The following is a 26601-nucleotide window of genomic DNA, read 5'->3' as shown; positions in this document are numbered from 1 at the left end:
TCAGTGATCAGTTATTTTTCCCATAAAAGATACATTCCGGGAATTGTTGAGTTAGGAATGATGACTCAACAATGGGATTTTTCTTGCTAGAAATCCCCTCCATAAATTTCAGGCATCCCACTAGTTAAACAAACCAGATAAGAGCGAGGTGCTGTAAGTTTCTGGAGCGAAATATTAGTGAGGCAATTAGCTTTTCCTGTACCCCCTTATTTCTATAAATCATGAAAAATTTAGGGCGTCTTACAACCAAGTTATCCATCGTTCCCTTATTGATCGGAGTTTTCTCGTCGGCAGCCCTCGGAGCTGATGATTTTTGCTGGAAAAGCTCCTATGGACGGGGAGTCGGCACCATCCCCACGGAAGCGGGAGACGGACGGGTGACCATTGGGGCTTTAAGTTACAGCCAGTGCCCCGCCAATACCACCCGTGTTGGGTTTGATTGTCATTCCGTCTGTCCCTCCGGGATGCGGGATGATGGACTGTTCTGCCGCGCGACCGAATATGGGCGAGGTGCTGGGTATCCCTGGAAGTTTGGAGACAAAGCCTTCAGCTTGGATGGAGCACGGGCGCGTTGCGCTGCGGAAAATCCCCAAGGCTGTGAGCAAAATGGAGCCATTATTTACCCCAAATGCAGAACGGGTTACAGCGCGTTTGGGAGCAATATCTGCCGCCCCAATCAACCCGATTGTTCAGCCCTGGGATTGAATCCTGGGATTGATTTATCCTGTGCCAAAAAAGTCATTATTGGGGATCCCAAGCCCTTGGTGTGTAAGCCTAACCTGCAAGGGGATGCAGGACTCTGTTACTCTGCTTGCCGTACGAACTATGAAGGGATCGGCCCTGTCTGTTGGGGGCAATGTCCCACTGGATATGTTGCTTGTGGGGCGGGCTGTGCTTCCAGTGCCAAGTTTTGTGCTGAAGTCACAGCCAATCAGGTCATGAGCACCCTCAGTTTGGCCGCCAATATTGCCTCCTTGGGTTCGTCAGGGGGAGCCTCTGCGGCGGTGAACTCGGCTCAAGGGGCAGGAAAAGTTGCCAAGATGGTGAATACACTGAAGACCTCTTGGACTGCGGTGAAAGCGACTAAGGAATTTAAGGCCATTGAGAATACCGCAGAGGGCATTAGTTTTGCGATGCGGATGAATAAAGTTGCCAATGCTAACAATGAAGAGGAAATGCTGCGGGCAATGGCTGGCTTTGACCCAACGGGAATTTCCCAAGTGATCAGTGCCTATGGCAGACGGGTGTGTGATGCCCCGAAATAGCCCCGATCGCGTCATAGTCTCGTTCGCATCTTGTTTGCAATGGCATCTAGTTTTCTGCTCGATGCCTTAGCAATCCTGACTCATGACCTTTAGTAATCCTGACTCATGACCTTTAGTAATCCTGACTCATGACAATGCTATACACCCTACGTCGTTGGTTGAATCGGACAATCCCTCGTTTGGGAATCGTCGCGATCGGTATTGCGCTCATTGTGGGGATCTTTCAGACCCAATCCAGCACCCTTGCCACCCCCAGCAATAACGATCGAGCCATCAATCCTGGCTTAGAACAGCAGGTTTTGAATATCATTCGTCGCAATCCCAGCATCATTCGAGAAGCACTACAGGTTGAAGAACAACAAAAACAACAAAAACAGGAGGCAGTCAAACAACAATTCCAGCAGGAAATCCAGAAAAATCCTGCAAATGTAATTGGTCACTCTCCAACCAAAGGGGCACCCAATCAGAAACGGTTGTTAATCGAATTTGCAGATTTTCAGTGCCCATACTGTGCGGAAGCGCATAAAATCCTGAAGCAGTTTATGGAGCAACATCAAGGGCAAGTGACCTTAGTGTATAAACACTATCCTTTAACTTCGATTCATCCAGAAGCGATCGCCGCCGCAAAAGCCGCTTGGGCTGCTCAGCAGCAGGGGAAGTTTTGGCAATATCACGATCTGTTGTTTGAACGTCAAAGTGAACTGGGTGAAAAACTCTACCTTGAGCTTGCTCAACAGTTAGGGCTCGATCTCACTCAGTTCAATCAGCACCGGAATTCTCCAGAGTTTGCCAAAGTGCTTGATCAAGATCAACAAATGGCTGACACACTGGGAATTCAAGGAACTCCGTTCTTTTTCATCAATGGGGAAACGCTCTCGGGTGCGGTTCCGTTACCGAACTTAGAGCAATTGGTTTTGGCTAAAGCCCCATAAAGCACGATCGATTGTCTGCACATTTTTCTGCGCAATCAATTTCTTGCGCAATCAATTTCCTGCGCAATCATTTTCCTACACAATCAATTGCACCGAAACCTGTACGACTAGCCCCTCAAAAAGGGGATCGTACAGGTTTTGTGTTGGTTGTTTATTATTGCTTACGCCGTAATCGTTAGTGTATCTGGTAATTTCCCCAAGTTAGGTAGGTTAGGAAATTGATAGGGATGAAACGTTAGCGATTGTAACTTACCTTTCTGCACTAAATACCGCATTAAATGGGCTGAACCTGCCAGCAAATCTGCACTAGCCCAATCCATATTTTGGGGCTCAGGGAATTTGGGTTTACCTTTCAATAAGCCTTTTACCCATTGCAAAATTCCCGATTCCGGTGAAAGTTGTAGATAGGTATAAACAGCTTTACGAATTTCTGCTTCTAGTATTTCAGGATTTTCGATCGCGTCATTAACGAGATTAATTGCAAAGCGCGATCGTAGAAATTGCGCAATATGATCACGATAGGGCAGGTTTTGATACTGCTGAATTGCTTGGGAGAGGCTCAATTGGGGATTGCGATTGAGTTCTAAGCCGACCACATAGGCTGCAACATTGGCAGCTTGATCACTATCGGAAGCATAGCGATCGAGAATTGCTTGCACCGATGCAAACTGCGCCGATTGTTTACGATAGGTTGCGATCGCAGAACCAATATCGCCAGCCCAAGAGGTATGATCCGCCGTCCAAGCAGTTAAGTCAGCCACCTGAAGCCCAGGTTGTTGGATTTGATCGGCTAGGGCAGCGATGAAATGTCCAAAATCCGTCATTTCTCCGGCTAGTGGAACCGTCCCATCCAACGCATTATCAATTAATCGTTGGGAAAACCCCGTCGCGATCGTCCAACTCCGGGTTGTGTAAGCCGCCTTGGTACGCCCCCGTAAGCGATTAGCAATTTCGTAGGTCGATCGTCCTGGCTGGGTTTGCTCAAAGGATTGAATCAACTGAATGAACGTATCGAGGGTTGGGCCTACCGTGTAAAGTTCAGCCATGGAAAGTTACCTGAAGATTCTTGAAGAGTCCGCGAAATCCATCGTTTATTGCAAATAAATCTTGCATTGCATCTCGATTGATTTGCCTGGATTGATTTGCCTTGATCTACATTCTATGCGTAATTCTCTAGGCGCAATCCTAGGCGCAGGCTGGATCGATGGAACCAACCACGCAACCCCAAGAGCCGAAGACATTGCGACCGTTCTCCGCTAGGATTGTGAGACGAAAACATTCATTGAATGGGCAGGGGAGGCGTGGCCGTGCATTTATTAATTCCAGCCGCTGGATCGGGTAAACGGATGGGCAGCGATCGCAATAAGCTGCTTCTCCCCTTACTAGGTCAACCGATCCTGGCTTGGACATTACAAGCCGCCGCCGCCGCCCAAACCATCGAGTGGATCGGCATCATTGGCCAACCGATCGACTTCGACGATTTCACCACCATCCTCACCGATCTCAACCTCACCAAACCTGTGCAGTTGATCCAAGGAGGATCCACCCGCCAGGAATCCGTCTATAACGGGCTGCAAGCCCTGCCCACCGATGCCCCCACCGTCTTGATCCACGATGGTGCCCGCTGTTTGGCCACCCCGGATTTGTTCGATCGCTGTGCGGCGGCTCTGCAAACCTGTGATGGGCTGATCGCAGGGATTCCCGTCAAGGACACGATTAAAGTTGTCGATAGCGAATTGCTGATCCAGGATACGCCCGATCGATCGAACCTCTGGGCCGCCCAAACCCCCCAAGGATTCTCCGTACCACTGCTCCGCAAATGCCACGATGAAGGCGTCGCCCAGGGTTGGGAAGTAACCGATGATGCCGCCCTCTTTGAACGATGCAACTTGCCCGTCAAGATTGTGGCCGGGGAGGAAACCAATTTAAAAGTTACGACCCCCGTTGACCTTGCGATCGCGGAGTTTATCCTCAAAAGCCGGAACCTAGGACACTAAGAGACCGGGCAACCACTGTAATCTAGTCGCCCCTTCTAGTGCCTAATCACCTAGTCAGTAACGCATAGAACTACTCAGTAACGCATAGAACTACTCAGTAACGCAAATCAATAATCAACTAGTCCAGGGTGCAGGAGTTGAACCCGCCTAAGGCGAATTATGAGTTCGCTGCCTATACCGCTCGGCCAACCCTGGAGAACCGCCCATTTAGAAAGGAACCTTGGCAGAGCCGCAGTCCGATCCCAACCTAGGACGTAACGACGTAACATCGTGGGAACTATCCTAGCGCAGACTTCCCAAAATGGCAGCCAAATTTTTGACTCAACAGTTAACTCAACGTTTGGCTAAAAAGTTTGGCTAAATCGATTTTATCTTAGCTTGAAAAATCGGCTATAACTGACTATCTGACCTTACAATGCAGTCGTGCTTGGCCCGCGAACAAACCCCTATGAAACTCAACTCTACTGCAACCTTCACCTTCCTCCTCTTGTTTCTGATGATTGGCGCAGGATTTGCCAGTGCCAATTTGGGGTTTTCGTTGGGGTACGAAGCACTCAAGGGCATCACCCAACCCGACAGTCGGCCCAACAGTAAGAATAACAATCGGCCCACCCCCAATGGTTCCGTGGAAGGGATGGCTTTGCTGCGGGAAGATGACATTATCAAAGAAGTGAAGGAACGGACGGACGGCGGCAAGGGCAATAGCAAGGCCGAGAGCCAGCCTAGCCCGATGCAAGAGGAGCCCGAAAAACCAATCAATTCGGCCAAGTTTCCTTACAAAGGCCAGAGTAAAGGCATCAAGATGGAAGTGACTGGAATGCGGCGGCAGGAAGATACCGTTGTCCTAGATGTGGCGATCCAAAACGATGCCAACCAACCGGTTAAGTTCCTCTACAGCTTTTTGACGATTACGGATAACCAGGGCCGAATTCTGAATGGAGAAACGGCAGGATTGCCTGCGGAATTAGCGCCGAAAAGTGAGCGGTATACGGGCACCCTGAAAATTTCTAGTAGCCTGTTGGACAATGCAGACACGGTGTCCCTGCAACTCTCTGACTATCCTGCTCAGCAGGTACAGTTAGAAGTCTCAGGCATTCCGGTCAAGTAGGGGGGATGGGGTCTTTATTGCCCTAAGTCAAGCTATGGTGACCCTGGCATTGTTTGCGATCTCCCAGTTTGAGATCTCCCAATTCGCGGCTTCCCAGTTATTAATGCTCAATGAGCGATCGGAGATCATGGCTTCTGAAACCGGCGTGGATCCTGCCACAGTTCCCTGGAAATTGCTCTCGATCGCGCTGCTCATCATCATTAATGCTTTTTTCGTCACAGCGGAGTTTTCCATCGTTTCCGTCCGGCGTTCCCGGATTAGCCAACTCGTGGATGCGGGGGATGTGCAGGCCAGAACGGTGCAGGAACTCCAGCGCAGCATCGATCGCCTCCTTTCCACCACCCAGATGGGAATTACCCTATCGAGTTTGGCGCTGGGTTGGATTGGGGAAGGCACCATGGCGGGCTTGGTACGGCAGGGGTTGGCCCAGTTACCCCTCCCGGAGGCTTGGCTGGATGTGGCAACCCGATCGTTTTCCATTCCCCTCGCCTTTCTCCTGATTGCCTATCTGCAAATTGTGCTGGGGGAATTGTGTCCCAAATCCCTGGCACTGCTGTATTCCGAGGAAATTTCCCGGTTTCTGGCTCCCCTGAGTCTCGCGATCGCCCAGGTGTTTAATCCGTTCATTTGGGTCTTGAACCAATCCACCAAGTTCCTGCTGCGCTTGGTGGGGATCCGTTATACAGGCCAGGAAGGCTACAACCAAATCACCTCCGAGGAACTGCAACTGATGATTGCCACGCCCAGTGAATCCATGGGCTTGGAAGCCGATGAACGGGAATTGCTGGCCAATGCCTTTGAATTTGGGGAGGTGAGTGCGGGGGAAATTATGATCCGGCGCACCAGTATGATTAGTATTCTCGTTGAAGCCACGGTGCGGGATTTGTTGGATGAAGTGGCCCGATCGCACCATTCCCGTTACCCCGTGATTGGGGACTCGGTGGATGATGTGTGCGGTGTGATCCACCTGAAGGAATTGGCGGAACCGTTAGTCCAGGGAACCCTCACCCTGGATAGCTCCATTCAACCTTGGATCCGTCCGGCTCGCTATGTACCGGAATATACGCCTCTAGACGAATTACTATCCCTCATGCAGCGATCGCGCCATCACTTGGTGATTGTGGTGGATGAATTCGGCAGTACGGCGGGTTTGGTGACGATTCAGAACGTGGTGGCGCAACTGATCGGCGAAACCCCGGAAATTGAGATGGATACGGTGCTTTCCATCCAACGCATTGATAGCAACACGTTTATTGTGCAAGCGCAATTAGCTTTGGAAGAAGTCAACGATGTCTTGAATATCGACTTGCCCGTTGCCGGTGATTACCGTACCCTGGGTGGATTTTTGCTCTACCAATGGCAACGCATTCCCATGGAGGGCGAAACGCTCCAGTATGGCAACTGTGAATTAACGGTCATGTCCACCGAAGGGCCGCGTCTGGATTATGTCCGTGTCCACCGCATTGAACCTGAGGAAGAAACGAGCGTTGATCCAGAAGGGTAGAGGGGTGAAGAGATCGGGAGGGATCTAATTGATTGCTGCCACAATATCTTCCAGCTCGATCGCGGTACCTGGTGTTTGGGCCAGATCCACCACCACGAGGTAGCCTTGTAAACTGTCACTGGAGGCAGATTGGAGTTTTTCGAGGATTTGGGGCATGTCGGCTTGCAACAGTTTCCCCGTCTCGCTGTAGAGTTCTAGGGCTGAGAGACAGCCGATCGTGGGATTCCAGTTGGCGCTAGCTGGATTACGCTGCTTGCCGCTGAAAAAGTCGGGGGCGTCTCCGGTGCCGTGAATGCGAAACAGCGATCGACCGAGCTTGCCAGCCCAGTAGCTCTGCTGCAAACCCCAATGGTTCTGCCAACTGGGGGGGAATAGCGCTTGGTAGTCAGCCGGAGAGCCGCTAAAGCCAGCCATGGCAGTGGTTCCTGCTTCAAAGGGGACAAAAAGATTGACCAGGGAAAACTGCCCATAGGCCCGAAAAAATAGATCATCGGGTTGCGGCGTGGTGCTATCGATGCGATACAGCCCTTGGGGGGTATTGCCTCGCACAAAATTCCAACTGAGGCCATGCACCGATCGCAACAGCAAGGGCACCGACCACAGTTGGCCTTTTTCCCGCACCCACTGACCCCGATCGTCCTTCAGAACCATGCGACACAAGGCATGGCGATCGACATTGCACAACACGTAGGCTTGCATTTCCCCCGGTTGGGCCTGCCACTGGAGCAAATCCTTGAGGGGTGGGGCTGCGGGTGGATTGAACGCTGTTGCAATGTCTTGCAGGGTGGTATAGAGATAGGGTTGAGTTTGCCAATTGGGGAAGCGTTGCTGAATCCGTTGGCTCAGTTGTTGAATCTCTTGGGTAGACAGATTAGTTTTAGTCGTTCGATTACCATTGGCTAGAGCCGCGATCGCCATGGCCACCCATTGGGGATCTTTACTTTGTTCGATCGTGGCCCGCAATTGGCCGGTGAGGTTACTGTAGGTGCGGGGATCGGCGGCATAGAGTTGCGTCCCCACCTGCAACGCCATATCGATCGTGCGCATCTGGGCATTGGACAGGTTGGGCTGGCGAGTCATGGCCAAAATCCTCTCCATGGCTTGGGCCACAAAGGGCTGCTTCGGTTCAACGATCGCCGTTGTCCACAGCAGATTTTTCCAATGCTTGGCGTTGCGATCGTCAACGGGATAACGGGCCAGGTCGTAATTATCCGGACGGACTTGGCGTTCCTGCTGTTGGCGTTGCTGAGATCGGGCACCTGCGAGGGCTTGGGGTTGGGTAGTCTGGGCTGAAAGCTGCACCATGGGCACGGCCTGGGACAACAGCACAGGCCGAGTCAGTCCAGCCAGAAGCAGCAAGCCCAGCCAGATAAACGGACGCAGCGTCTGGGTTTTGATCACAACGCTGCGGGGGGAAGACTGTAGGGGGGGCGGTGGAGATGACCTCATTTCTCTAAGTTAGCGACTGACTGTGGAATTTCCCATCCCCCTTAGAAAATTTTCATGTTTGATCCAGTTGGATTGGATAAAGCAGAGATGAACTTTATCCCGGAAGCCGTTGCAGCAAGTTCCTAACCAGGGTGACTGGAAGTGACTAGGTTAACTGGACTGACTAGGTTAACTGGACTGACTAGGTTGACTGGAAGTGAATTAGGGGTCGATCGCCAATCCGGTTTCTGGATTAAACAAATGAATCTTGTCTGGATTAATGGCCAGCCAAATTTTTTCACCGATCCCCACGGGTTTATCCGCCTCAATGCGAGCAGCGATCGTGGGATTGCTAGTCTGCTCGCTGCTGTGGCCAGCCCCTGCGACCAAGGATTGCCCCGCTAGATTGGCGGTGATGCCCGTTAGATTGGCGGTGATATAAGTCTCGCTGCCCAGGGCTTCCACCAGTTCTACGGTGACGGGTAAATTTTTCGGCGCAGGCACGCTGTAGCTGAGGTGCTCCGGACGAATGCCCAAGGTGAGGGTTTGGCCATCGTAGCGACTCAGGACATTGGCCCAGGATTCCGGTAGCGTGATACGAAAGTCGGGATGGATGATTAGCAGCGGCGCTTTGACTTGGACGGGAATAAAATTCATCGGGGGCGAACCAATGAATTCGGCGACAAAGCGATTGACGGGGCGATTGTAGAGTTCCAGCGGGGTGGCGATTTGCTGGATCTGCCCTGCGTTTAAGACCGCAATCCGATCGCCCATGGTCATGGCTTCGGTCTGGTCGTGGGTGACGTAAATCGTTGTGGTGCCGAGTTGCCGTTGCAGTTTGACGATTTGCGATCGGGTTTCGGCCCGCAGCTTAGCATCCAGGTTAGACAGGGGTTCGTCCATCAGAAACACCTGGGGATCCCGTGCCATGGCCCGCCCCAGGGCAACCCGCTGCTTTTGGCCGCCGGAAAGCTGTTTGGGCAAGCGATTCAGTAAGCCTTCGATTTGCAGTGACTGTGCCACGTCCCGCACCCGCCGATCGATCTGCTGTTCCCGATCGGGGACGTAACGCAATCCCTTCGGCAGTTTGCGGCTAGTTTCCACGGCGAGGGTTTCCAACCATTGGGGCAACCGGGAGGTGGAGGTAGTTTCAGCAGGGGCGGTCGATCGCCGCAGTCCAAAGGCCAGGTTGTCGTAAACGGTCATGTGGGGATAGAGGGCGTAGCTCTGGAACACCATGGCAATGTCCCGTTCCTTGGGGGGAAGTTGGTTCACGAGGCGATCGCCCACGTAAATGTTGCCCCCGGTAATTTCTTCTAGACCCGCAATCAAGCGCAGCAAGGTACTCTTCCCGCAACCCGATGGCCCCACCAACACCATAAATTCCCCATCGCGAATGGTGAGGTTAATCGATCGCAGGACGGAGACGGGCTGACTACCCGGTTCCCCGGCCCCCCGACCCTTCGGGTAAGTTTTATAAATGTTTTCGAGAATGACCTGTGCCACGGTACCCACTGGCGATTTTAAATCAGTGCCGATGATACTCGATTATGGCGACGGTGGGTAGCTTTCTGGGGAATTTAGCCCACAATCCCCATGGCTTGTTTCAGCCCTTGGCTGGCTTGGGCATAGCTATAGTTCTGAATCAGTTGGCGGCTGGCTTCCCCGTAAATGGCTAGCGTCGCTGGACTGGCTAACATTTGCTGGAGGCACTGGGCTAGCGCTTCTACATTTCCAGCAGGGAAAATTAAGCCGTTGTGACCAGGGCGCACCAAATCCTCCGCACAGCCGACATGATCGCTAACAATGATCGGTTTCCCTAAACACATGGCTTCGTTCACCGCGAGGCCCCAGGTTTCTGAATTGCCGTAGCTGGGCAGGACAAAGACATCCGCGATCGCGTAGGTGCGGGGCATGAAACTTTGGTTTTGGAACGGTGCGAAATAAATCTGGGAATGCTGGGCGGCCAGGGTTCGTAAATCCGATTCCAACGCACCTGCCCCAACTAGTAATAACGAGGTATCCGGTAGATTCGCTTGCGCAAAGGCGTTAACTAAATCGATCGGACGTTTTTTAGGAATGAACTTCCCGGCGAAGAGAATTACTTTATGGTGTGCCGGAATGCCAAGTTCCTGCTTCCACTGCCTAGCCTGGTCGTGGGCGAGATCCGCTTGGGCCATGAAGCGATCGTTTTCGATTGTATGGGGTGAGAAGAAGAGTTTTTCTGCTGCGACACCGTGGGTGCGGAAATAGTGATAGTTGGCTTTACCGACGTAGAGAATACGATCGAAGTGTTGGTAGACTTGCGTGATCCACTGTTGCCGTAACCAAGCTTTAATTCCCCGTTCTGGGATAAGACGGTGGGAATCGCCTCGGAAGAGAATTGGGCAATCCTGCCAATGCCATAGGAAATGATAGAGGCTGGCATAGTTATAATTCATCAACAAAACCGTATCCGGTTCGTAGGCACGAATTTGGGGAATCAGGGTGGGATTTTGCAAGCCCCGAATGTGGTGGGTGCCGGGATTGGAACTCGTATTGGCTACGAATTCATAATCATAGCCTTCCAGGAGTGGAATATCCCATTGAATCTTTTGACCAAAGCCCCGATCGATGACTTGCGAAACACCAAAATTCCAAAGATAAAATACTTTCAGTTGAAGTTCAGGATCGGCATGGAGATGGCGAAACCAGGGAGCATAGTACTGAATAGGATGGGAGAGTACGATCGCTAATTTTTTCATAGGAGTAACCTGATTGGGGTAGTCAATTTGTTGAAAGAGGATTGCTGAAATCCTTGATGCAGAGGTTATTCTTCGATGCAACAAATTTGATCCCCCCTAGCCCCCCTTATTAAGGGGGGAATTGAGGCAAACTCTTTGAAAGTCCCCCTTATTAAGGGGGATTTAGGGGGATCGAAACTTCAGCGATCGTCGATGAATCAAGTCTGTGGTTTCAGTTGTGGGGAGATTGGGGGAGCCGATCGCTGTTCCAATTCATCGATCAGTTGTTGCAGCAATTCGGGATCGGACCGTAACCAAGCCATATCCTGCTGACTCAAGCCCGCTAGAGCAGGCGCGACTTTTTTCTGGCGCATCTTTCGGAAGCGGCGCATAAACACCAACCGCATCCCAATCAACGGCATCGAAGACTGCTGAAGCGTTGCGGCATACACCCCCGCTGTCCACTCCGTAGACGCCAACGCAAAACTAATCACCAAGATGCAAAACAGTGTTCGGAACGAAAATGTCGGAGCTTCCACCCCTTGCATGGTGACGAAGCCATAGAAGGCTCCTAAGCTTCCACCCACAATAAACGCACCCATAAAGCCAAAGTTTGCATAGGCTTCCGGCAATAATCCCCAGGCAATCACCGTTTTAAACGTTTGTTGATAGGTTTGCCGTTTAACGTGGACATTCAACATGTGCGTCCCCTCATGACTTCTGATTTTATTGGGATTCAGAAATCGCGGTAGCATTAACTGCGGAATAATGCCATAGGTTGCACCATTCATTGTTGGATAGAGTCGAGGAATCTTATCCTGGGCCATCATTAGCATGTGAATGACGCTCGATCGTTCAACGAAGGATTCCTTTTTTTCCTTAGGGGGATCCCATCGCTGGGGCTTTTCAGCCAGTGTTTTTTGGGAAAAACTAGCCCATTCTTGGAACCAAGCGGGATACTCCCATGGCTGGACTAATTTAGTCGGCCCTTCCCAGTATTTATGGCGCATGGGGTGTTTCCCATAGTGCAATGGCAATAAACAAATCAACCCAATCACCAAAGGCAAAACGGGTAATTTGCGGCCTCCAATCACGTAAGCGATGACCGACATCAAAAACAGTGTCAGTGCTGTTTTCAAAATGAGGGTTGCCGCACTGGTTAAAATAATGCCAGCTAATAGGAAAAAGAGTAACCGAGATTTGAACTTAGAAAGATATCCCCCTCCACATCGGTAGGCTAATACAAAAATCCCCAGGGTACTTAACCCGATAACGATCCCCCGCACCAGCGTAAAAAGACTTTCTGGCACTGAAAACCATCGAGCGAGAAAGTACATGTTAAATAATAATGCAGCTCCCAATGTCCAAAAAAAGAAATTTTCAGCGGGCTTAGTTTTCAATGCTAGAAATGCACTTTGGACAGGTTTAGGAGATCTAACAAATTGCCACCAAATTAGCGTTCCAGATAACAGAAAAGTAACCGTTGTGAAACTGGCATAGAGATGGGCTGTGGGAGGGTATTTCAGTACGTTGGGATTTTCACTTAATAACGGTAGACAGAATGTCCACAGATACGTCAGGGTGAAGAACGGAAAGATTGGCATTCCTTTCACCCGCCCTGCACACCACAAATACATGGGAAACATGCAGGCAATGCCGATCATAATCGCCCCGATCGAGGTCATGGGAGCGGCATGGAGTAACGCTTTGCGGTTGCTAAAAAATAGGGCGGCAATGCCAAACCAGAAGACGGTTTTCATCTGGTTTTTAGCTGGGGGGGATGCGCTCATGGCGGGTAGGAGGGTGGAAGGGTGGAAGGGTAGGAGGGTTATGGGGTGGGGGTTTGGGTGAGGCAGCGATCGAAGACTTGGCACATTTGCTGGGTCATGGCTTTGCCGCTGTAGGGCTGAAAGGCGTCCCAGTTGGTGTTGAGTTCAACTTGCTGCTGGGCGAAGCTGTTGAGAATGGATTGTATGGATTCTGCGGTGGGATTAGGAGCGGGGTTAGTTCGATCAGTGTTGAAAGTAATCGTTTTACCCGCACGGCAATTTTGCAGAATATCCACGACGGAACTGTTTTCGTGGAATACCGCAAGAATGGGCTTTTGCGCGAGGATGCAGGGGTAGAGTTTGGAGGCGGTGTAGCTGGGGTCGTCGGAACCAATCATGAGAATGGCATCGCTATCGACTAAGAGTTGTTGCGCCTCGAAATAGGGAATGCGGCCTGTGTGCTCGGTGACCAAATCTCCTAGCCCGTAGGATTGGGCAATGGTTTCGATCGTTTTAACCGCTAAATGGGCTGGCGCGTAACTGGTGCCGACGAAATGGAGATGAATATTTCGCCACAGTTCTGGATTGCGCCAACGGGCGGTTTGAATGCCTTCAAATAAAATACGGAGCGCCGTTGCCATATCTTCGCCCCCACGTCCTACGTAGACCCAATGGCGTTTGCCATCCTGGGAATCGAAAATGGTTTGTTTAATATTCAGATTGGGCAATGCTGTAAAGTCTGCTTCGGGAGCCCCAAAGGGAAGGACTGTAAACTGCTCCGGGTGTAGGTGGGGATAGCGCTGCCGTAACGTATTGGGATAGCTGGGAGAAACGCTAATAATATGTCGTACTGCTTCCATAGCCTGGGGTTCGGCCCAGCGAGCTAGGAATTGCGTTATGCCATACTTCAGCCAACCGCCGGGGGGCCGGGAATGGCGTTTGCGACCGGAGTTGGAGTCAGTATGGTAATCACTGAGCCAGGGATCTTGAAAGTCTAAAACATAGGGCACACCAAACTTCTGCCACCAGCGCTTACCCAGCAACATAACTGGGAAAATCGTCGTGGAAAAGAAAACGAGATCAAATTGCTGGGTAGACAGCAAACGATCGCCGATTTTTTGCATTTCCGGTAAACAACGCCAGCCAACATTGCCCAATCCCACCAGTTTGGTGTAGCGCGTGGAGAGGGCATCGGAATAGACGATCGGTAAATCCTGGGGCAGTGCCTCGGCCAGTTTGGCATCCTGGGGATGGGGCACATGGTGGGGTTTGACCGCCAAGATTTGCGCGTCCCAACCGAATTCCTGCAAGTAGGGCAATGCGACTCGAATGCGTTGGTGATCGGGGGCATTAATCGGCGGAAAATGGGGGCTAACAATCAGAACGCGACGGCGCGATCGGGCGGAGGGTTGGGAGCGTGGGAGAGAGTTGGAGACTTGCATAGAACCTACGGAGAACGGGGAGTCATACCAAATCAACTTGTGATTGCAATAAACGATCCCCCTAAATCCCCCTTAATAAGGGGGACTTTGAATCTCTTCTTTCCAGTTCCCCCTTTTTTAAGGGGGGTTAGGGGGGATCAGATTTGTAGCATTGACCAATCAATTTGGTATGACTTGTTGGTATGACTTGGGGTGTATTGCTCTACTCAACGATAGGCCGCCGGACGTTTGCGATCGTGTATAGGCAGATGTCCAAGATGCAATTCCCCCCCCCAAGCAAGACAAAATCCCCCAGAATCCGTAGATTTGGGGGCATACACTGACTCAGGAGATGAGGTAGAAAAACTGTGATTAGAAGCAACGATCGGGGTTTAGCACAGGGCTGGAGTGGCTTGGCCCTTGGCGCACAGGCGACGGTAGAGGGCTTCGTAGTGATCGACAATCACGTTGGCAGCAAAATGTGTTTCTGCCCGTTCTCGGCAATTTTGACGATCTATTGTCTCCAGTTGCCGCACCGCTGCGATCGCTTCATCGATCGACTTCACCAGGAACCCATCAACACCCGGTCGAACAATTTCCGGCAAGGCCCCACGTGGGCTGGAAATCACGGGGGTTCCACAGGCCAGCGCTTCTGCAAAGACAATGCCAAAGGGTTCATCCCATTCGATCGGGACAATCATCGCCGCTGCTTGACCCAGCAGTTCGTTTTTCTGGACATCGTTCACGGGGCCAACGTATTCAATGCCGTCTTTATCCAAATAGGGTGCAATTTCCGTTTGCCAGTAGGCTTCTCCTTCGGGACTGGAGACACGGTTTCCAGCGATTAATAACCGCCGTCCCGTTGCCTTGGCCACCGCGATCGCGTTGTGCACGCCTTTAATTTGTTCCAATCGGCTCAAAAAGACCAGCGGCGCATCGTTGCTGACGTGGGCTTGAAACTGATAGCGTTCTAGTTCAATGCCATTGTGAACACTCGTCCAAGTGCCTCCCGCTAGGCGACCTTGCCGACAAATATGTTCGCTACAGCCTGTAAAGGAGAGGTTATTGCCGCCTAATTTCGCAGCCATGCCAACGGTTTTAGGCGTGGGTTGCCGCTGGTAGGACATAACTTTGGGCAACGATTGCGGCAACAGGGGCAGAAGATATTGCAATCGCGAAAAGCTATGCAAAATATCCGGCTGGAATTGCTGCACCGATCGCCAAAGCGTTGTCGTATTCATCACCGTATCTGACAGCGATTGGGATTGTAATCCGGGCCAGGGGAACAGGCGATCGACGGGGCAAATTGAATCGCGATGGGCCACCAAACCCACGGTATGGCCACGTTCCTTTAATCCCCGTGCCACGAAATCAATAATGCGCTCGATGCCACCGTAGAGGGTCGGAGGAACGGGTAATTCAGGGTCAGCGGTGAGTAGAATTCGCATTGAATACAACCTCAATTAGGAGAATGAATTGAATACCAAATCAACGGGTGCTTGCAGAGATCCGATCCCCCTAAATCCCCCTTAATAAGGGGGACTTTGAGTTTTCCGGTTCCCCCCTTTTTTAAGGGGGGGCTAGGGGGGGATCGATTACACCAAGATGGAAGAGGGTGTTGGCGGTAACTGAGTGTGCGCGGGGCGTAGGGCCAGTTCCACCCGATGTAACAATTGTGGAATCTGCGTTTCCCAGTCGATCGCACGTCCTGCCTGGATAGCCGCCTGCTTCGCGATCGCGAGTTGCTCCGGTTGCTGAGCCCAGGTGTTGATGGCCTGCGCTAGGGCGATCGGGTCATCACTGGGAATCAACTGTCCCGCCTGGGGATGGGCTTGGAGGACTTCCCGTTGCCCTGCGGTATCCGTGGCAATCACCGCCAATCCCGCCTGGAGATACTGAAACAGTTTGTTCGTTACAGTCAGATCGCGGCTGGGAATCGTGGTCGTTTCCAACGCAAGACCAATGTCGTGCTCAGCAATGCGCCATGGTAACGCTGAATTAGCCACCGTCTCGTGAATAAATAGGCGATCGTGCCAGCCCTCGGGAACCTGTGCCATTAACCAATCGCGATACACTGCTGGACAGTTGCCCCGCAGGTGAATTTGAATCGGGGCTTGTACCTTAGGCAGGGCAGCTAGCAGAGTTTCCAGTCCACGACCAGGCCCGATCGTTTGGGAAAACCAATGCAAGGAAGGCGTTGCAAAATCCTGGCGATCGTGGGCCTGCTGCTCAGAACTAGAAATCTGCGAATTGCGAGCAGTCAAATTTTTATACGCGGCTGGAAACAGGCTGGAGAATGCATTATAGATTGCCGTTGGTGTTGGACTTTGATAGGCATTTGCCATTGCCTGGGCCATTGCCTGGGAAGGGGTTAAACAATACTGGCAGTTACGGGCGAGACTGGCTTCTAACGACTGAATCCAAGCGATCGGGCGTTGTGCCTTAGCAGAAGGCAGTAAGTCTTCAGAAAACCAATCTTCAAAGTCAACGCCAACGGTATAGCCCTGTTGTTGTAACTGCTGTCCCACCCACAGGCCCGCTTCCGAATGGACGATCGTTAAATCCGCCCAATAGGTTTTCGCAAAGCGCAGCATCGCTGGAGCCCCATAGCCCAACAGCGCAGGTAGGGTCATTTGGAACTTCTGGTAGAGCGATCGGGCAACTTTTGCTTGTAGACGAATGCCCAATCGCTGTAGTTTTTGACCGATCGTCAGTCCCCGAAAATCCAAAATCGGTTGAAATTTCCAAGACTGGTTTGCCATCAATTCCCGATCGCGATCGCACAATTTTGGATCAAACCAAATCCCAGCAACCAGAACCTCGTGACCTGCCGCCGCCAAAGCCGCTGCTTCCTTTTGGGGACGGGGAGCCGTGCAGAGATGGCCACCGATTAAAATTAAGATTCGCGCCATGCCAAAGCCTCCGCTGCCGTTGTACTCGTATTGACTGCGGTACTCGCGTTTGTAATTACGGCTTGACTCTTCCGTTGAATCTGCCAGCGACGGTAACCCTGTTGATAAATCCATTGCTGGATCTGTTTAGCAAAACGCCATCCTAAGAATTTAGATAATTTCTGGAACAGCGGCCCACCGGTAGGTTTTAAATCCGATCCTCCCAGTTGCCGAACCCATTGCGCTGCCTGTTGCCGCAACTCCGGAACCGCAGGATAGGTTTCGTAGATAAACCGCTGGAATTGGGTGGCGCAGACTTTGCGGGTGCGGGGACTGGTTTCTGCCGCCAACAGCCAAGTGTTGCCAGCGGCGATCGCGCGGTAGGCCGATCGATAGGCAGCATCGGATTTACGATCGCTTAAACTACCGGAAATCCCCGATCGATAGTAGCTTTTTGCGGTGGCGCAGAATTTGACTTCTGAACTTGCCAAAATCACGCGGGCAAAATATTCACCATCATCATTTAACGACAACGCCTCATCCCAGGGGCCTGCCGCCTCCGCGATCGCCCTTGGTACCAACCAAGCCGCCGGATGCATCATCCAGTGCCCTTCCCAAGCGCAGACCAGCCAATCGATCGGCGCAAAATCCCGCCAGAGGGGTTGGGGAATGAATTCCGCCTCTTCCGCACTGAGATAGAACCGCGCCCAAGGCCCAGAAGCAATACAGGTGGGAGCCTCGCCCGGTGCAACGGTGGACAGCAAAAGCTGCATTTGTTGCTCAATCTTGTCGATCGCCAAGAGATCATCGGCATCCAAGAACTGAATAAACTCGCCCTGGGCTTGCCGGAGGGCATAGTTTCGAGCCGCCGCCGCCCCTCGGTTGGGTTGACTGTAAACTTTGACGATCGTGCTTTCAAATTGTTTTGCAATGTTGAAGGTATTGTCCGAAGAACCGTCATCAACAACAATGACTTCAATGTTGAGCCAAGTTTGCTTCAGGACTGACTGAAGGGTTTTGGCGATCCAATCCTCAGCATTGTAGGCAGGAATCAGGATAGAGACTAAAGGTTGCATAGGCTAGGGCGCATCGCTAAGGGGCTGAACAGGGAATGGTGCTGTGTTATGCAAGAGAATCGACCCAATCAATTGGTAATTGCAATGCATCACGATCCCCCTAAATCCCCCTTAATAAGGGGGACTTTGAATTTCCTTTTTCCCGTTTCCCCTTTATTACGGTTTCCCTTTTTTCTTGGCGTAGCCTTTCCATAGGAGATAGGGGGTAGGGGGGATCAGATTTGTCGCAGTGATTAATCAATTGGGTATTAGAGATACTGTTGTTTCAGCTTTTCATACAAACAGTTGTCATGAAATACGCCATTCTTATCCAACTGGTTGCGTCGCCACATTTCGCTCCACAGGTGTACCGCGTAGGAATTGGGTCTGACCCGATCGCGCGTTACGTGGGGCTTGAGGATCGATCGGGCGAATTCCTTAACGCGAATCCCCGCCCGCAAGGGCCAAGCACAGGGCTGAGCGTAGGCAATGCGCTTTTGCACCGTCCGCCAGGAAATGGGGCAGAAAATCTCGTGATCGACGATCGCGTTTTCCAATTGCAATTTGCGTAATGCATCCTGGAGCAGCAGCGGCCCAGTTTCCGCAAAGCGGAGAGAATTGGGATCGCGGGCATCGCTTTGCTCACAGAGATAATTCGCCAGAACGCTGTTGGGCGGCATTTTCATCACGCAGTTAATGGCAGGATTACCCCATTTGCCTTCATAGCTGGAGGCGATCACATACTCCTCAGCAAAATCAAAGGGTTTGAGGCAGATGACATCTAAATCCGCCCACCAGCCACCTTTTTTTGCCAGCAAATGGCTGCGAAATAGGTCAGCAAAGCCAGAATAACTGCCCTTTTCCTCGCCATGTTGGTAGGTGAAAATGCGATCGGAGGGCAAAATTTCATTGGCATCCTGAATCGTTGTGCCCTTGGGTACACCGTCGATGGCATCGTAGGCGTATAAGTGGTATTCATGACCTTGGGCCAGAAACGATCGAATCGACAATTGCTCCATCAAAGACAACTTGGGGCCAATCCAGAAACCTTGAATGATTTTGTTAGAAGGGTGCATAGTTCAACGGTTAAGGGGTAAAAGGAGAATGCTGGGTTGAAATTGAGCGAATATTTTAGGTGATGTTAGCTACAATGCTAGCTAGTACATGCTGCAATATGCTGCCAACCGTAGCGGAAATACCAGGGTTTAGAGTCAGCAACATAGTGGTGCATCACAGCTTGGGGGTTTTCTGCTTCCTGACGATCGGGCATGAGCAAATAATCCTGCCGGGGCGCGACCCAACTGGTATCCCGCGCCATCAGCATGGCAGACAGGGCTTGTTCCTGGTAATAGTGGGTGCCTTCCCGATCGATCATGGTTTTGCACCAATATTCCAACTCATGCCAATCGATCGCATCACTATTGAGGCCACAAATGCCAACATTGATTCGATCAGGAATCGGTGCACCGGCCAATTGGGTCATTAATGCATCGGAATAACCGTAGGCATTATCCACATCCAGCATGTAACAGGAATGGTTAGGATTCCTCAACCATTCGATCAGGAAATGGGGCGGACGGAAGAACAGCATATCGGAATCCAACACGAGTTTCCAGCCGTGGGAATTGACATGAATATCGGTCAGTTTGCGGAGGTTGAAATACTCCAAACGCCGCGATCGCAGGGTGGGAAACGTGTTGGCAGGTAAATGCTGATCTAACGTTTCTTCAACAGATTGCGCAGTTATAATCTCAGCATCGGGAAAAATGCGACGAATTTTATCGCTACAGGTTTGATCCAGGGTGCCATCGTCGTAAATCACGGGGCGATAGTAAACACCCGCCTGGGCAATCATGGAATAGGCGCAGAAACAGGTTTGATACCAAAAGCGATCGCCACTCAGAAAGTAAATTTTGGCGGGATTGTCGCTGGGCGTTAAGCTGGGTAAGCTTTCCGCTGCGGCTTCCATTTGCCGTTGCGCCGTGCGATCGCCCAATTCATTCAACACACCTCGCTTTAAGGTTTTTTGCAAAATTCCCTTAGGGCGATGGTAGGTTTGATAGAGCAATTGGCCTAAATGCAGCGCCTTGGCGAAGGTGGAGAGGGGTTGAAGGACAGACATAGGGAAAAGAGAGTGGGAGGGTGGGAGAGTGGGAGAGTGGAGTTAAGCCATTCCAGCTAGGGCTTCGTATAGGCCGCAGGCTCCACGCCAACGGACGTAGGCGGCGGCATCTTTCCAGGCTTTGTAGGCGATGAAGGCTTTGGCTTTGCGGGGGAAGACCGTCCAAGGAGCGATCGGTTCCCAGAGTTTAAGGTTGTGCATTCCCAGCACCTGCACCCACGATCGCATGGCGGCTTGGTTGAGGCGGGCGAGGTAATCCCGCTCTAAGCGATTGGCGGAAATTAAGTGGGTCACTTCCAGCGCTGGAAAATATCCCAGTTGCCAACCGTTTTCCAACACCGTCAGCACAATATCGTTATCTTCCCCGGAGGTGAGTTGCTTGCCCGTGCGTCCTAAGGCCAAACGCGCAGCATCCTTCTGGGCTCGATCGACATACTGCCCAAAGGCAATGCGCCGAATCGAGAGGCCAATGCCTGCGGGGGCAAAACTGGGATATTCGATTTTGTCCTCGGGGCTGTAAATCGGGCTGATTAAGCGTTGAGAGCCAAAGTCACGCAGGGCTAATACGGTGTAAAACTCAGCCATCCACGGTTCCGGCGAGGACTCAAATTGTGGGATGGACTTGCCCCCGATCGCGCCTAGGCTGGGATGTTGTTGAAAACTGCGTTGAACTTCTGCTAGGTAATGCTCGTTGAGAACATTATCATCATCAACAAAGACGAGAATTTCGCCTTGAGCCTCTTCAAAACCGCGTAATCTAGCCGCCGTCAAGCCAATTTTATCCTCACGAATGATCCGGCCCTGGGAGTGCCACTGGAGGCTCCACGTCGCTTCCAAGGGTTCCCGACTGGCATTATCAATCAGCAAAAGTTCCCACACGGAAAAAGGGAGCGATTGGCAAGCAAGGGCATTGAGCGTTTGTTGGAGATAGTCGGCACGCGGATTATGGGTGCAAACAATCACACTGATGATTGGTTTCATAAATCCAGTGAATAAAGAAATAGAATGGGAGTGCTTACAACCTAACGATTTCACGACTGGCTTGACGATCGATGGTCGATCGATAGCTCGCTTCTTGAATTTGGCCGATATAATCCAAGCTATATTGACTCAGAACGCGATCACGGGCGATCTCGCCATACTGCTGTCGGAGATCAGGGTTTTGCAACAGTTGGAGAATCGATTTTGCCAATAGTTCAGGATGCTTGGGCGGCGTCAGCAATCCGGCATTGCCCCCATCTAGCAATTCCACCATGCCCCCGGAACTACTGCCTACCACGCCCCGTCCTGCGGCCATCGCTTCCAGGCAAACCAAACCAAAACTTTCCCAAATACTGGGGAAAACGCAGATATCCGTTTGGGCTAGATATTTGGGAATGTGATCCAAGGGTACAGCGCCCGTGAATTCCATGGCATGGCGATGGCGATGCAGTTTTCGACAAATGTATTCCTGCATATTCAACTGGTGGACGGGCGAAGGCCAAGCAGGTCCCACAAAGCAGAATTTGGCGGCAGGGTATTGCTGGAGCACTTGGGGAATCGCCCGCATCAAATCTAGAATGCCTTTGCGAATTTCCAACCGGCCAATAAAGGTCACTCGCTGGGTTTGCGTATCCAGGGGAATGTCCAGGAGGGCTGGCGTGGGAATGTAGGGATAGGGCACGAGATCGATAATTGATTGATCGAGTTGCCAATCCTGTTGGACTTGCTGACCGATCGCTGCGGAGGGGGCTGCAATGGTTTGGGCTTGTAAGGCGTGGCGATATTCGGGATCGGACTGGCGATCGTACAGCGGCTGGTCTGGCGGTAGTTTGGGCCACTGCCCCCGGCGCAGCGCACCCAGAATAAATCGCAGTTTCGCCGCGCCCTGCAAGGGGGTATGGCCCACCCTTTGCAAAATATAACTGGGGGTATGGAGTTTGATCACCAGCGGCAAGGTGGGAAATTGGGCCACGATAGCAGCTGCATCTGCCCCACAGTCCGGCCCTTCCAGTACATCAAACTGGACCAATCGATGACGCTCCGCAAAAATCGGTGCAATTTCCTGGGCAAAACTGGCCCGATCGCGCGGTTGAATCCGATGGATTTTCAGGCCAGGGCTAGTTTCACAGCCGGAACGGGAGGGACTCGCCGCAAAGACTTCCACATGATGCCCGCGCTGGGCCAACATTTTCGCTGCTTGCCGCACATAGGTGGCAATTCCCCCGATCGCCGTATCCGGTGGATATTCGTAGCTGACAAATGCAATTTTCATAGGCGCAATTTTCATAGGCGCAATTTTCATGGGTCTAACCTCGGGTCGCTAGGGAAGGTTGATGGCTGAGCAGGGCGCAACCTTGGGCTAAGCGGGTAATGCCATGGTCACTGCGATAGGACCACATGGCATCTTGAATAATCGAGGGCTGAACTTCAAATTTCAGAACATCTTCTGCAGCGAGATAGGTGATGGGATCATTCGATCGATACAAGAAAACGCTGACGCGGTAGGAGCCTGGAAATAGTGTCATCCGCCCCAGGTCAAACCGAATACTCACCTCATTTTTAAGCGCAAAGGGTGCAATGCCTTCTTCGACGGTACACAGGCTCGACACCAAGGTACCGAGGTCGTCATGGATCTGCACCACTACCGCACAATCGCTCAGCGGACTGTGGGCCTGGAGCTGAAGTCGGAGGCTATGGTCACGATCGAAGATGGGCGATCGGGTGGGATAGGCATCTCCATCTTCCAACGCCGCATCCGTTAAAGCGATTCCGTAGGAACTCACCATCCCAATCGCATTACCCGTCGTCGCTGCGCTGTTGAGGTAATGTTTAACGCCTTCTTCAGCGCTCCCCGAAAAGATCAGTTCTCCCCGCTGCAACATAATCGCCGAATCACACAACTGGCGAATGGCGGCCATATTGTGGCTGACAAACAAGACTGTACGACCACTATGGGCAACATCTTGCATTTTGCCTAGGCATTTATTTTGGAACTGGGCATCGCCCACCGCCAGCACTTCATCCACGATTAGAATTTCCGGTTCCAGGTGGGCTGCCACCGCAAAGGCCAATCGCACATACATCCCGGACGAGTAACGTTTCACGGGTGTATCAAGAAAGCGTTCAACTTCAGCAAAGGCGACAATTTCATCAAACTTTTGTTGAATTTCTGCTTTGCTCATGCCCAGGATGGCCCCATTCAGGAAAATATTTTCCCGCCCAGTCAGTTCCGGATGAAAACCCGTCCCGACTTCCAAGAGGCTTGCCACCCGACCCCGCAAACGAATCCGACCTGAAGTGGGTTCGGTAATGCGGCTCAGCAGCTTCAGCAAGGTTGATTTACCTGCACCATTGCGACCAATGATACCGACCCGATCGCCCTGTTTAATATCAAATGACAGATCTCGCAGCGCCCAAAAGTCTTCCTGGTAAGGTTTAGCCATCGATCGGCCAGGGGCTAGAATTCGCCGTCCCAGTTGTTTGGTTTGGCGCACGAGGGTATCACGCAGGGACTGATAGCGCTCAGTGTTTTGGTGGCGGAGCGTGTAGCGTTTGCTCAGGTGATCAACTTGAATAACGGAATTAGACATTGTAATTTCGGAGAGATAAACGGCTGAAGGGAATTAGAAGTTATTGGAGGAGCTCCCTCTACATCCCCCTATCTACTTCGGAGAGGCTACACCAAGAAAAAGGGGGACTTTGAATTTCTTTTTTCCAGTTCCCCCTTTTTTAAGGGGGGTTAGGGGGGATCTCTTTAAATCACATCGGCAAAGGAGCGCTCATAGGCACGGAAATAACGGATTCCACCAATCAACAGGAACGTCACGAGGCCGATCGAACAAAGCAACCCTGGGACATACAGTTCCGACTGACCGCCCAAAATCGCCCAGCGAAACCCATCGATCACCCCAACCATGGGATTGAGGGAATACAACCAGCGCCAAGCTTCCGGGACGATCGTGCTGCTAAAGCCCACGGGTGAAATGTACAAACCAAATTGAATAATAAAGGGAACCACATAGCGGAAATCGCGATATTTCACATTCAGCGCGGCTAACCAGAGACCTGCTCCCATGGAGGCAGCAAAGGCGATCGCGATAAATCCCGGCAATAACAAGATTCGCCAACTGGGCACAAAGTTATACCAAGCCATCAGCCCCAGCAAAATAATGGCCGAAATCATGAAATCTACAAAACTCACAATAATTGCCGAGGTCGGCACAATTAGACGGGGAAAATAGACTTTGGAAATTAGATTGGCATTCGTAATAAGACTATTACTACATTCCGACAGGGAGTTAGCAAAAAACTGCCAGGGCAGCATCGCGGAAAATACGAGAATGGGATAGGGCACACCATTATCTGGAAGTTTTGCCAAGCTACCGAAAACCACAGTGAAAACCACCATCGTCAGGAAGGGGCGCAGCAAAGCCCAGGCAATCCCGATCGCGGTTTGTTTATAGCGCACCAGCAAATCCCGCCAAGCGAGGAAGTAAAAAAGTTCACGGTAGCGCCAGAGGTCACGCCAGTATTGGCGTTGGGCACGGCCTGATTCAATCACCAGTTCCTTGGGATACGTCATGAGTCGATTCAACCATAGAGTTGTTGTTGGCTAATCCCACTCTAGAAAGGCGATTGCTCCCGATCGAGTCCACGATTTTGTTCAAGATTTTGTATGCGTTTCAGGCCATGTATAACTTCCCCAAGTTGTGCGGAGTTGGCGCAGGAGGCGGGAATAGTAACCCTAGGAACCACGATCGTTCCCCACTCCCCCTAAATCTCACACCCTAAATCTCACACCCTAAATCTCACACCCTAAATCTCACACCCTAAATCTAATCATCTATCTTTACCCCACGCCCACGCCCACCCCTCCATTCCCCACTCCCCACTCCTCCCACACCCATGTCCCGACTAACCCAGATCTCCTCTGCAAGCTTACTCTCCCTCCTCTGGATCGCTCACGGTGGTCTGTCTGCGGTTGTCTTGGCTCAAACGACTAATTCAACAACTTCAACAACGGCCTCGATCGCAACCCCCTTACCCCCTACCATTCCCCCAGTCACGCCCAACCCCCTGAAGCCGATTACCACACCATTGCCCCCTACCATCCTTCCAGGTCGTTCTACCCCTAACGCTCGCAATGGAGCCAGCATTCCGAATTCAAATTCAACTTTTAACAACCTCAATCCCAATTCTTTAAATCCTCAACCAACGAATCCAGTATTTAATTCATCTTCACCAAATACTCCTAACACAATTCCAAATGCAATTCCTAATCCGACTCCATCTAATCCGACTCCATTCATAACTCCCAACGTAATTCCTAACACCAACCCTAACGCCAACCCTAACGCCAACCTTAACGCTAACCCTAACGCCATTCCAGAGACAGGCATCCCCAGACCCGATCGCAACTGGGCTGTACCCGATCGAGGGATCCCACAACCCAATCGGCCTGTGCAGTATACATTGGCTCCCGGCGATCGCATTAATGTTGTCATTTACAACGTGCCGGAATTTACAGGAGCCTATCAACTGATGGTGGATGGCACAATTATGCTGCCTGTGATTGGGGCGGTGGATGTGGAGGGCATGACTGAATCCGAAGCGGCTACAACCATTAGCAAACTGTACGCGGATGCCCAGGTATTAGTCAAGCCTGTGATTATGGTGTTGCTCTCGGAAATGAGTAATGTCCATGTAGCGATTCTGGGCGAAGTCAATCGGCCTGGAGCCTATGTCGTCACACCGAAAAATGGAGAACTGCCCAAACTGACGCAAATTATTGAAGAGGCAGGCGGCATTACACAACAAACGAATTTACAACAAATCGAGATCCGGCGACCCCTGCGGGATGGCACGGCGGAAATTATTAACAGCAGTCTGTGGGATCTCCTAACGAATGGCGATCTCAGCCAAGATATTGCTATTCGGGATGGCGATACCGTGATTTTGCATACCGCTACCGAAATTCCGTCAGAAGTGGCTCTCCAAGTCGGTCGCGCCAACGTTTCTCCGGGAGAAATCAAGGTGAATTTGCTGGGTGAAGTGTTGGCTCCAGGGGTTCAAACGATTCCTACAGGGACTTCACTGAATGAAGCGATTATGTTGGCAGGGGGCTTTGGGCCACGGGCCAAGAAGAAGACGGTGGAACTGATTCGGCTGAATCCCAATGGCACCGTTGCCCGCCGCAAGATCGCAATCAATTTGGATAAACCCATTAATTCCGATTCCAATCCTATATTGCAAAGTCGTGATGTGATTCTGGTCGATCGCTCCTTGGGTGCCAAGATTACGGACACGATCGGGAATATTCTCACACCTATCAATAGCATCTTCTCCCTCTTTGGCGTCTTTAGACAATTCCCTGGGAAATAGAGTCCCTCTTCTTCCACTCGAAC

21 protein-coding genes and 1 tRNA gene are annotated in these 26601 nt (G+C 51.5%); 6 read left to right on the top strand and 16 right to left on the bottom strand.

From position 1 onward, the window contains the following. Nucleotides 1-221: 221 nt before the first annotated feature. Entirely contained in the window at nucleotides 222-1265 is a 1044-nt protein-coding gene (locus H6G21_RS00565) for a hypothetical protein (protein WP_190569425.1), read from the top strand. Nucleotides 1266-1393: 128 nt separating this feature from the next. Beyond that, nucleotides 1394-2197 carry a thioredoxin domain-containing protein gene (locus tag H6G21_RS00560; RefSeq protein WP_242041563.1) on the top strand — a complete coding sequence of 268 codons (804 nt, stop codon included), beginning with the start codon at nucleotides 1394-1396 and terminating at the stop codon, nucleotides 2195-2197. Between the two features lie 161 nt (nucleotides 2198-2358). Here H6G21_RS00560 and H6G21_RS00555 read toward each other — a convergent pair whose 3' ends face one another. Continuing rightward, complete coding sequence (locus H6G21_RS00555; protein WP_190569423.1) at nucleotides 2359-3243, bottom strand: hypothetical protein; 885 nt, start codon at nucleotides 3241-3243, stop codon at nucleotides 2359-2361. 261 nt (nucleotides 3244-3504) lie between these two features. Here H6G21_RS00555 and ispD point away from each other — a divergent pair, with 261 nt between their 5' ends. Further along, nucleotides 3505-4194 carry a 2-C-methyl-D-erythritol 4-phosphate cytidylyltransferase gene (ispD, locus tag H6G21_RS00550; protein ID WP_190569421.1) on the top strand — a complete coding sequence of 230 codons (690 nt, stop codon included), beginning with the start codon at nucleotides 3505-3507 and terminating at the stop codon, nucleotides 4192-4194. Between the two features lie 122 nt (nucleotides 4195-4316). On the opposite strand, the gene H6G21_RS00545 is transcribed toward ispD, so the two are convergent. Next, a tRNA-Ile gene (locus H6G21_RS00545) sits at nucleotides 4317-4389 on the bottom strand. Between the two features lie 253 nt (nucleotides 4390-4642). On the opposite strand from H6G21_RS00545, the gene H6G21_RS00540 reads away from it, so the two are divergent. Next, nucleotides 4643-5302: a hypothetical protein gene (locus H6G21_RS00540; protein ID WP_190569419.1), complete on the top strand. Its 660-nt coding sequence runs from the start codon at nucleotides 4643-4645 to the stop codon at nucleotides 5300-5302. Nucleotides 5303-5429: 127 nt separating this feature from the next. Further along, entirely contained in the window at nucleotides 5430-6806 is a 1377-nt protein-coding gene (locus tag H6G21_RS00535; RefSeq protein ID WP_190570413.1) for a hemolysin family protein, read from the top strand. Nucleotides 6807-6830: 24 nt separating this feature from the next. Here the strand turns inward: H6G21_RS00535 and H6G21_RS00530 are convergent, their stop codons facing one another. The 14 genes from H6G21_RS00530 to H6G21_RS00465 form a co-directional block, all read right to left on the bottom strand. Further along, a complete protein-coding gene (locus H6G21_RS00530; protein WP_190569417.1) occupies nucleotides 6831-8255 on the bottom strand; it encodes a hypothetical protein in 1425 nt (474 codons plus the stop codon). 201 nt (nucleotides 8256-8456) lie between these two features. Further along, nucleotides 8457-9740: an ATP-binding cassette domain-containing protein gene (locus H6G21_RS00525; protein ID WP_190569415.1), complete on the bottom strand. Its 1284-nt coding sequence runs from the start codon at nucleotides 9738-9740 to the stop codon at nucleotides 8457-8459. A 74-nt stretch (nucleotides 9741-9814) separates the two neighbouring features. Next, the gene (locus tag H6G21_RS00520; protein WP_190569414.1) at nucleotides 9815-10978 is read right to left on the bottom strand and encodes a glycosyltransferase family 4 protein; all 1164 of its coding nucleotides are present in this window, start codon (nucleotides 10976-10978) and stop codon (nucleotides 9815-9817) included. A gap of 197 nt (nucleotides 10979-11175) precedes the next feature. Continuing rightward, on the bottom strand, nucleotides 11176-12717 hold the full coding sequence (locus tag H6G21_RS00515) for a hypothetical protein (protein WP_190569412.1): 1542 nt from the start codon (nucleotides 12715-12717) through the stop codon (nucleotides 11176-11178). A gap of 68 nt (nucleotides 12718-12785) precedes the next feature. Continuing rightward, entirely contained in the window at nucleotides 12786-14168 is a 1383-nt protein-coding gene (locus H6G21_RS00510) for a hypothetical protein (RefSeq protein WP_190569410.1), read from the bottom strand. A gap of 371 nt (nucleotides 14169-14539) precedes the next feature. Beyond that, nucleotides 14540-15595 (bottom strand): glycosyltransferase, encoded by a 1056-nt coding sequence (locus H6G21_RS00505; RefSeq protein WP_190569407.1) that lies wholly within the window; start codon nucleotides 15593-15595, stop codon nucleotides 14540-14542. A gap of 147 nt (nucleotides 15596-15742) precedes the next feature. Continuing rightward, nucleotides 15743-17059 carry a glycosyltransferase gene (locus tag H6G21_RS00500; protein ID WP_190570411.1) on the bottom strand — a complete coding sequence of 439 codons (1317 nt, stop codon included), beginning with the start codon at nucleotides 17057-17059 and terminating at the stop codon, nucleotides 15743-15745. Beyond that, nucleotides 17044-18114 (bottom strand): glycosyltransferase family 2 protein, encoded by a 1071-nt coding sequence (locus H6G21_RS00495; RefSeq protein ID WP_190569405.1) that lies wholly within the window; start codon nucleotides 18112-18114, stop codon nucleotides 17044-17046. The genes H6G21_RS00500 and H6G21_RS00495 overlap by 16 nt, the downstream gene beginning before the upstream one ends. Before the next feature lie 248 nt (nucleotides 18115-18362). Beyond that, nucleotides 18363-19169: a glycosyltransferase gene (locus H6G21_RS00490; RefSeq protein ID WP_190569402.1), complete on the bottom strand. Its 807-nt coding sequence runs from the start codon at nucleotides 19167-19169 to the stop codon at nucleotides 18363-18365. A 77-nt stretch (nucleotides 19170-19246) separates the two neighbouring features. Continuing rightward, nucleotides 19247-20215 (bottom strand): glycosyl transferase, encoded by a 969-nt coding sequence (locus H6G21_RS00485; RefSeq protein ID WP_190569400.1) that lies wholly within the window; start codon nucleotides 20213-20215, stop codon nucleotides 19247-19249. 42 nt (nucleotides 20216-20257) lie between these two features. Beyond that, on the bottom strand, nucleotides 20258-21196 hold the full coding sequence (locus tag H6G21_RS00480; RefSeq protein WP_190569398.1) for a glycosyltransferase: 939 nt from the start codon (nucleotides 21194-21196) through the stop codon (nucleotides 20258-20260). A 34-nt stretch (nucleotides 21197-21230) separates the two neighbouring features. Further along, nucleotides 21231-22469: a glycosyltransferase family 4 protein gene (locus H6G21_RS00475; RefSeq protein ID WP_190569395.1), complete on the bottom strand. Its 1239-nt coding sequence runs from the start codon at nucleotides 22467-22469 to the stop codon at nucleotides 21231-21233. A gap of 34 nt (nucleotides 22470-22503) precedes the next feature. Further along, nucleotides 22504-23787, bottom strand: a complete 1284-nt coding sequence (locus tag H6G21_RS00470; protein WP_190569393.1) for an ABC transporter ATP-binding protein — start codon at nucleotides 23785-23787, stop codon at nucleotides 22504-22506. A 164-nt stretch (nucleotides 23788-23951) separates the two neighbouring features. Next, the gene (locus H6G21_RS00465; protein ID WP_190569391.1) at nucleotides 23952-24779 is read right to left on the bottom strand and encodes an ABC transporter permease; all 828 of its coding nucleotides are present in this window, start codon (nucleotides 24777-24779) and stop codon (nucleotides 23952-23954) included. Nucleotides 24780-25102: 323 nt separating this feature from the next. On the opposite strand from H6G21_RS00465, the gene H6G21_RS00460 reads away from it, so the two are divergent. Beyond that, nucleotides 25103-26578 (top strand): SLBB domain-containing protein, encoded by a 1476-nt coding sequence (locus H6G21_RS00460; protein WP_190569389.1) that lies wholly within the window; start codon nucleotides 25103-25105, stop codon nucleotides 26576-26578. The last annotated feature ends 23 nt before the right edge of the window (nucleotides 26579-26601 follow it).

This window comes from Alkalinema sp. FACHB-956, assembly GCF_014697025.1.
In the GTDB taxonomy this organism is placed as follows: domain Bacteria; phylum Cyanobacteriota; class Cyanobacteriia; order Leptolyngbyales; family Leptolyngbyaceae; genus Alkalinema.
The sequence above is the reverse complement of the archived record's forward strand: the minus strand, read 5'-3'. Positions and strand labels throughout refer to the sequence as shown.

Bases quoted from the DNA above. Each gene is read 5' to 3' on its own strand.
- H6G21_RS00565 (WP_190569425.1), top strand. From the start codon at position 222: ATGAAAAATTTAGGGCGTCTTACAACCAAGTTATCCATCGTTCCCTTA.
- H6G21_RS00560 (WP_242041563.1), top strand. From the start codon at position 1,394: ATGACAATGCTATACACCCTACGTCGTTGGTTGAATCGGACAATCCCT.
- H6G21_RS00555 (WP_190569423.1), bottom strand. From the start codon at position 3,243: ATGGCTGAACTTTACACGGTAGGCCCAACCCTCGATACGTTCATTCAG.
- H6G21_RS00540 (WP_190569419.1), top strand. From the start codon at position 4,643: ATGAAACTCAACTCTACTGCAACCTTCACCTTCCTCCTCTTGTTTCTG.
- H6G21_RS00535 (WP_190570413.1), top strand. From the start codon at position 5,430: ATGGCTTCTGAAACCGGCGTGGATCCTGCCACAGTTCCCTGGAAATTG.
- H6G21_RS00530 (WP_190569417.1), bottom strand. From the start codon at position 8,255: ATGAGGTCATCTCCACCGCCCCCCCTACAGTCTTCCCCCCGCAGCGTT.
- H6G21_RS00520 (WP_190569414.1), bottom strand. From the start codon at position 10,978: ATGAAAAAATTAGCGATCGTACTCTCCCATCCTATTCAGTACTATGCT.
- H6G21_RS00515 (WP_190569412.1), bottom strand. From the start codon at position 12,717: ATGAAAACCGTCTTCTGGTTTGGCATTGCCGCCCTATTTTTTAGCAAC.
- H6G21_RS00510 (WP_190569410.1), bottom strand. From the start codon at position 14,168: ATGCAAGTCTCCAACTCTCTCCCACGCTCCCAACCCTCCGCCCGATCG.
- H6G21_RS00505 (WP_190569407.1), bottom strand. From the start codon at position 15,595: ATGCGAATTCTACTCACCGCTGACCCTGAATTACCCGTTCCTCCGACC.
- H6G21_RS00500 (WP_190570411.1), bottom strand. From the start codon at position 17,059: ATGGCGCGAATCTTAATTTTAATCGGTGGCCATCTCTGCACGGCTCCC.
- H6G21_RS00495 (WP_190569405.1), bottom strand. From the start codon at position 18,114: ATGCAACCTTTAGTCTCTATCCTGATTCCTGCCTACAATGCTGAGGAT.
- H6G21_RS00490 (WP_190569402.1), bottom strand. From the start codon at position 19,169: ATGCACCCTTCTAACAAAATCATTCAAGGTTTCTGGATTGGCCCCAAG.
- H6G21_RS00485 (WP_190569400.1), bottom strand. From the start codon at position 20,215: ATGTCTGTCCTTCAACCCCTCTCCACCTTCGCCAAGGCGCTGCATTTA.
- H6G21_RS00480 (WP_190569398.1), bottom strand. From the start codon at position 21,196: ATGAAACCAATCATCAGTGTGATTGTTTGCACCCATAATCCGCGTGCC.
- H6G21_RS00475 (WP_190569395.1), bottom strand. From the start codon at position 22,469: ATGAAAATTGCATTTGTCAGCTACGAATATCCACCGGATACGGCGATC.
- H6G21_RS00470 (WP_190569393.1), bottom strand. From the start codon at position 23,787: ATGTCTAATTCCGTTATTCAAGTTGATCACCTGAGCAAACGCTACACG.
- H6G21_RS00465 (WP_190569391.1), bottom strand. From the start codon at position 24,779: ATGACGTATCCCAAGGAACTGGTGATTGAATCAGGCCGTGCCCAACGC.
- H6G21_RS00460 (WP_190569389.1), top strand. From the start codon at position 25,103: ATGTCCCGACTAACCCAGATCTCCTCTGCAAGCTTACTCTCCCTCCTC.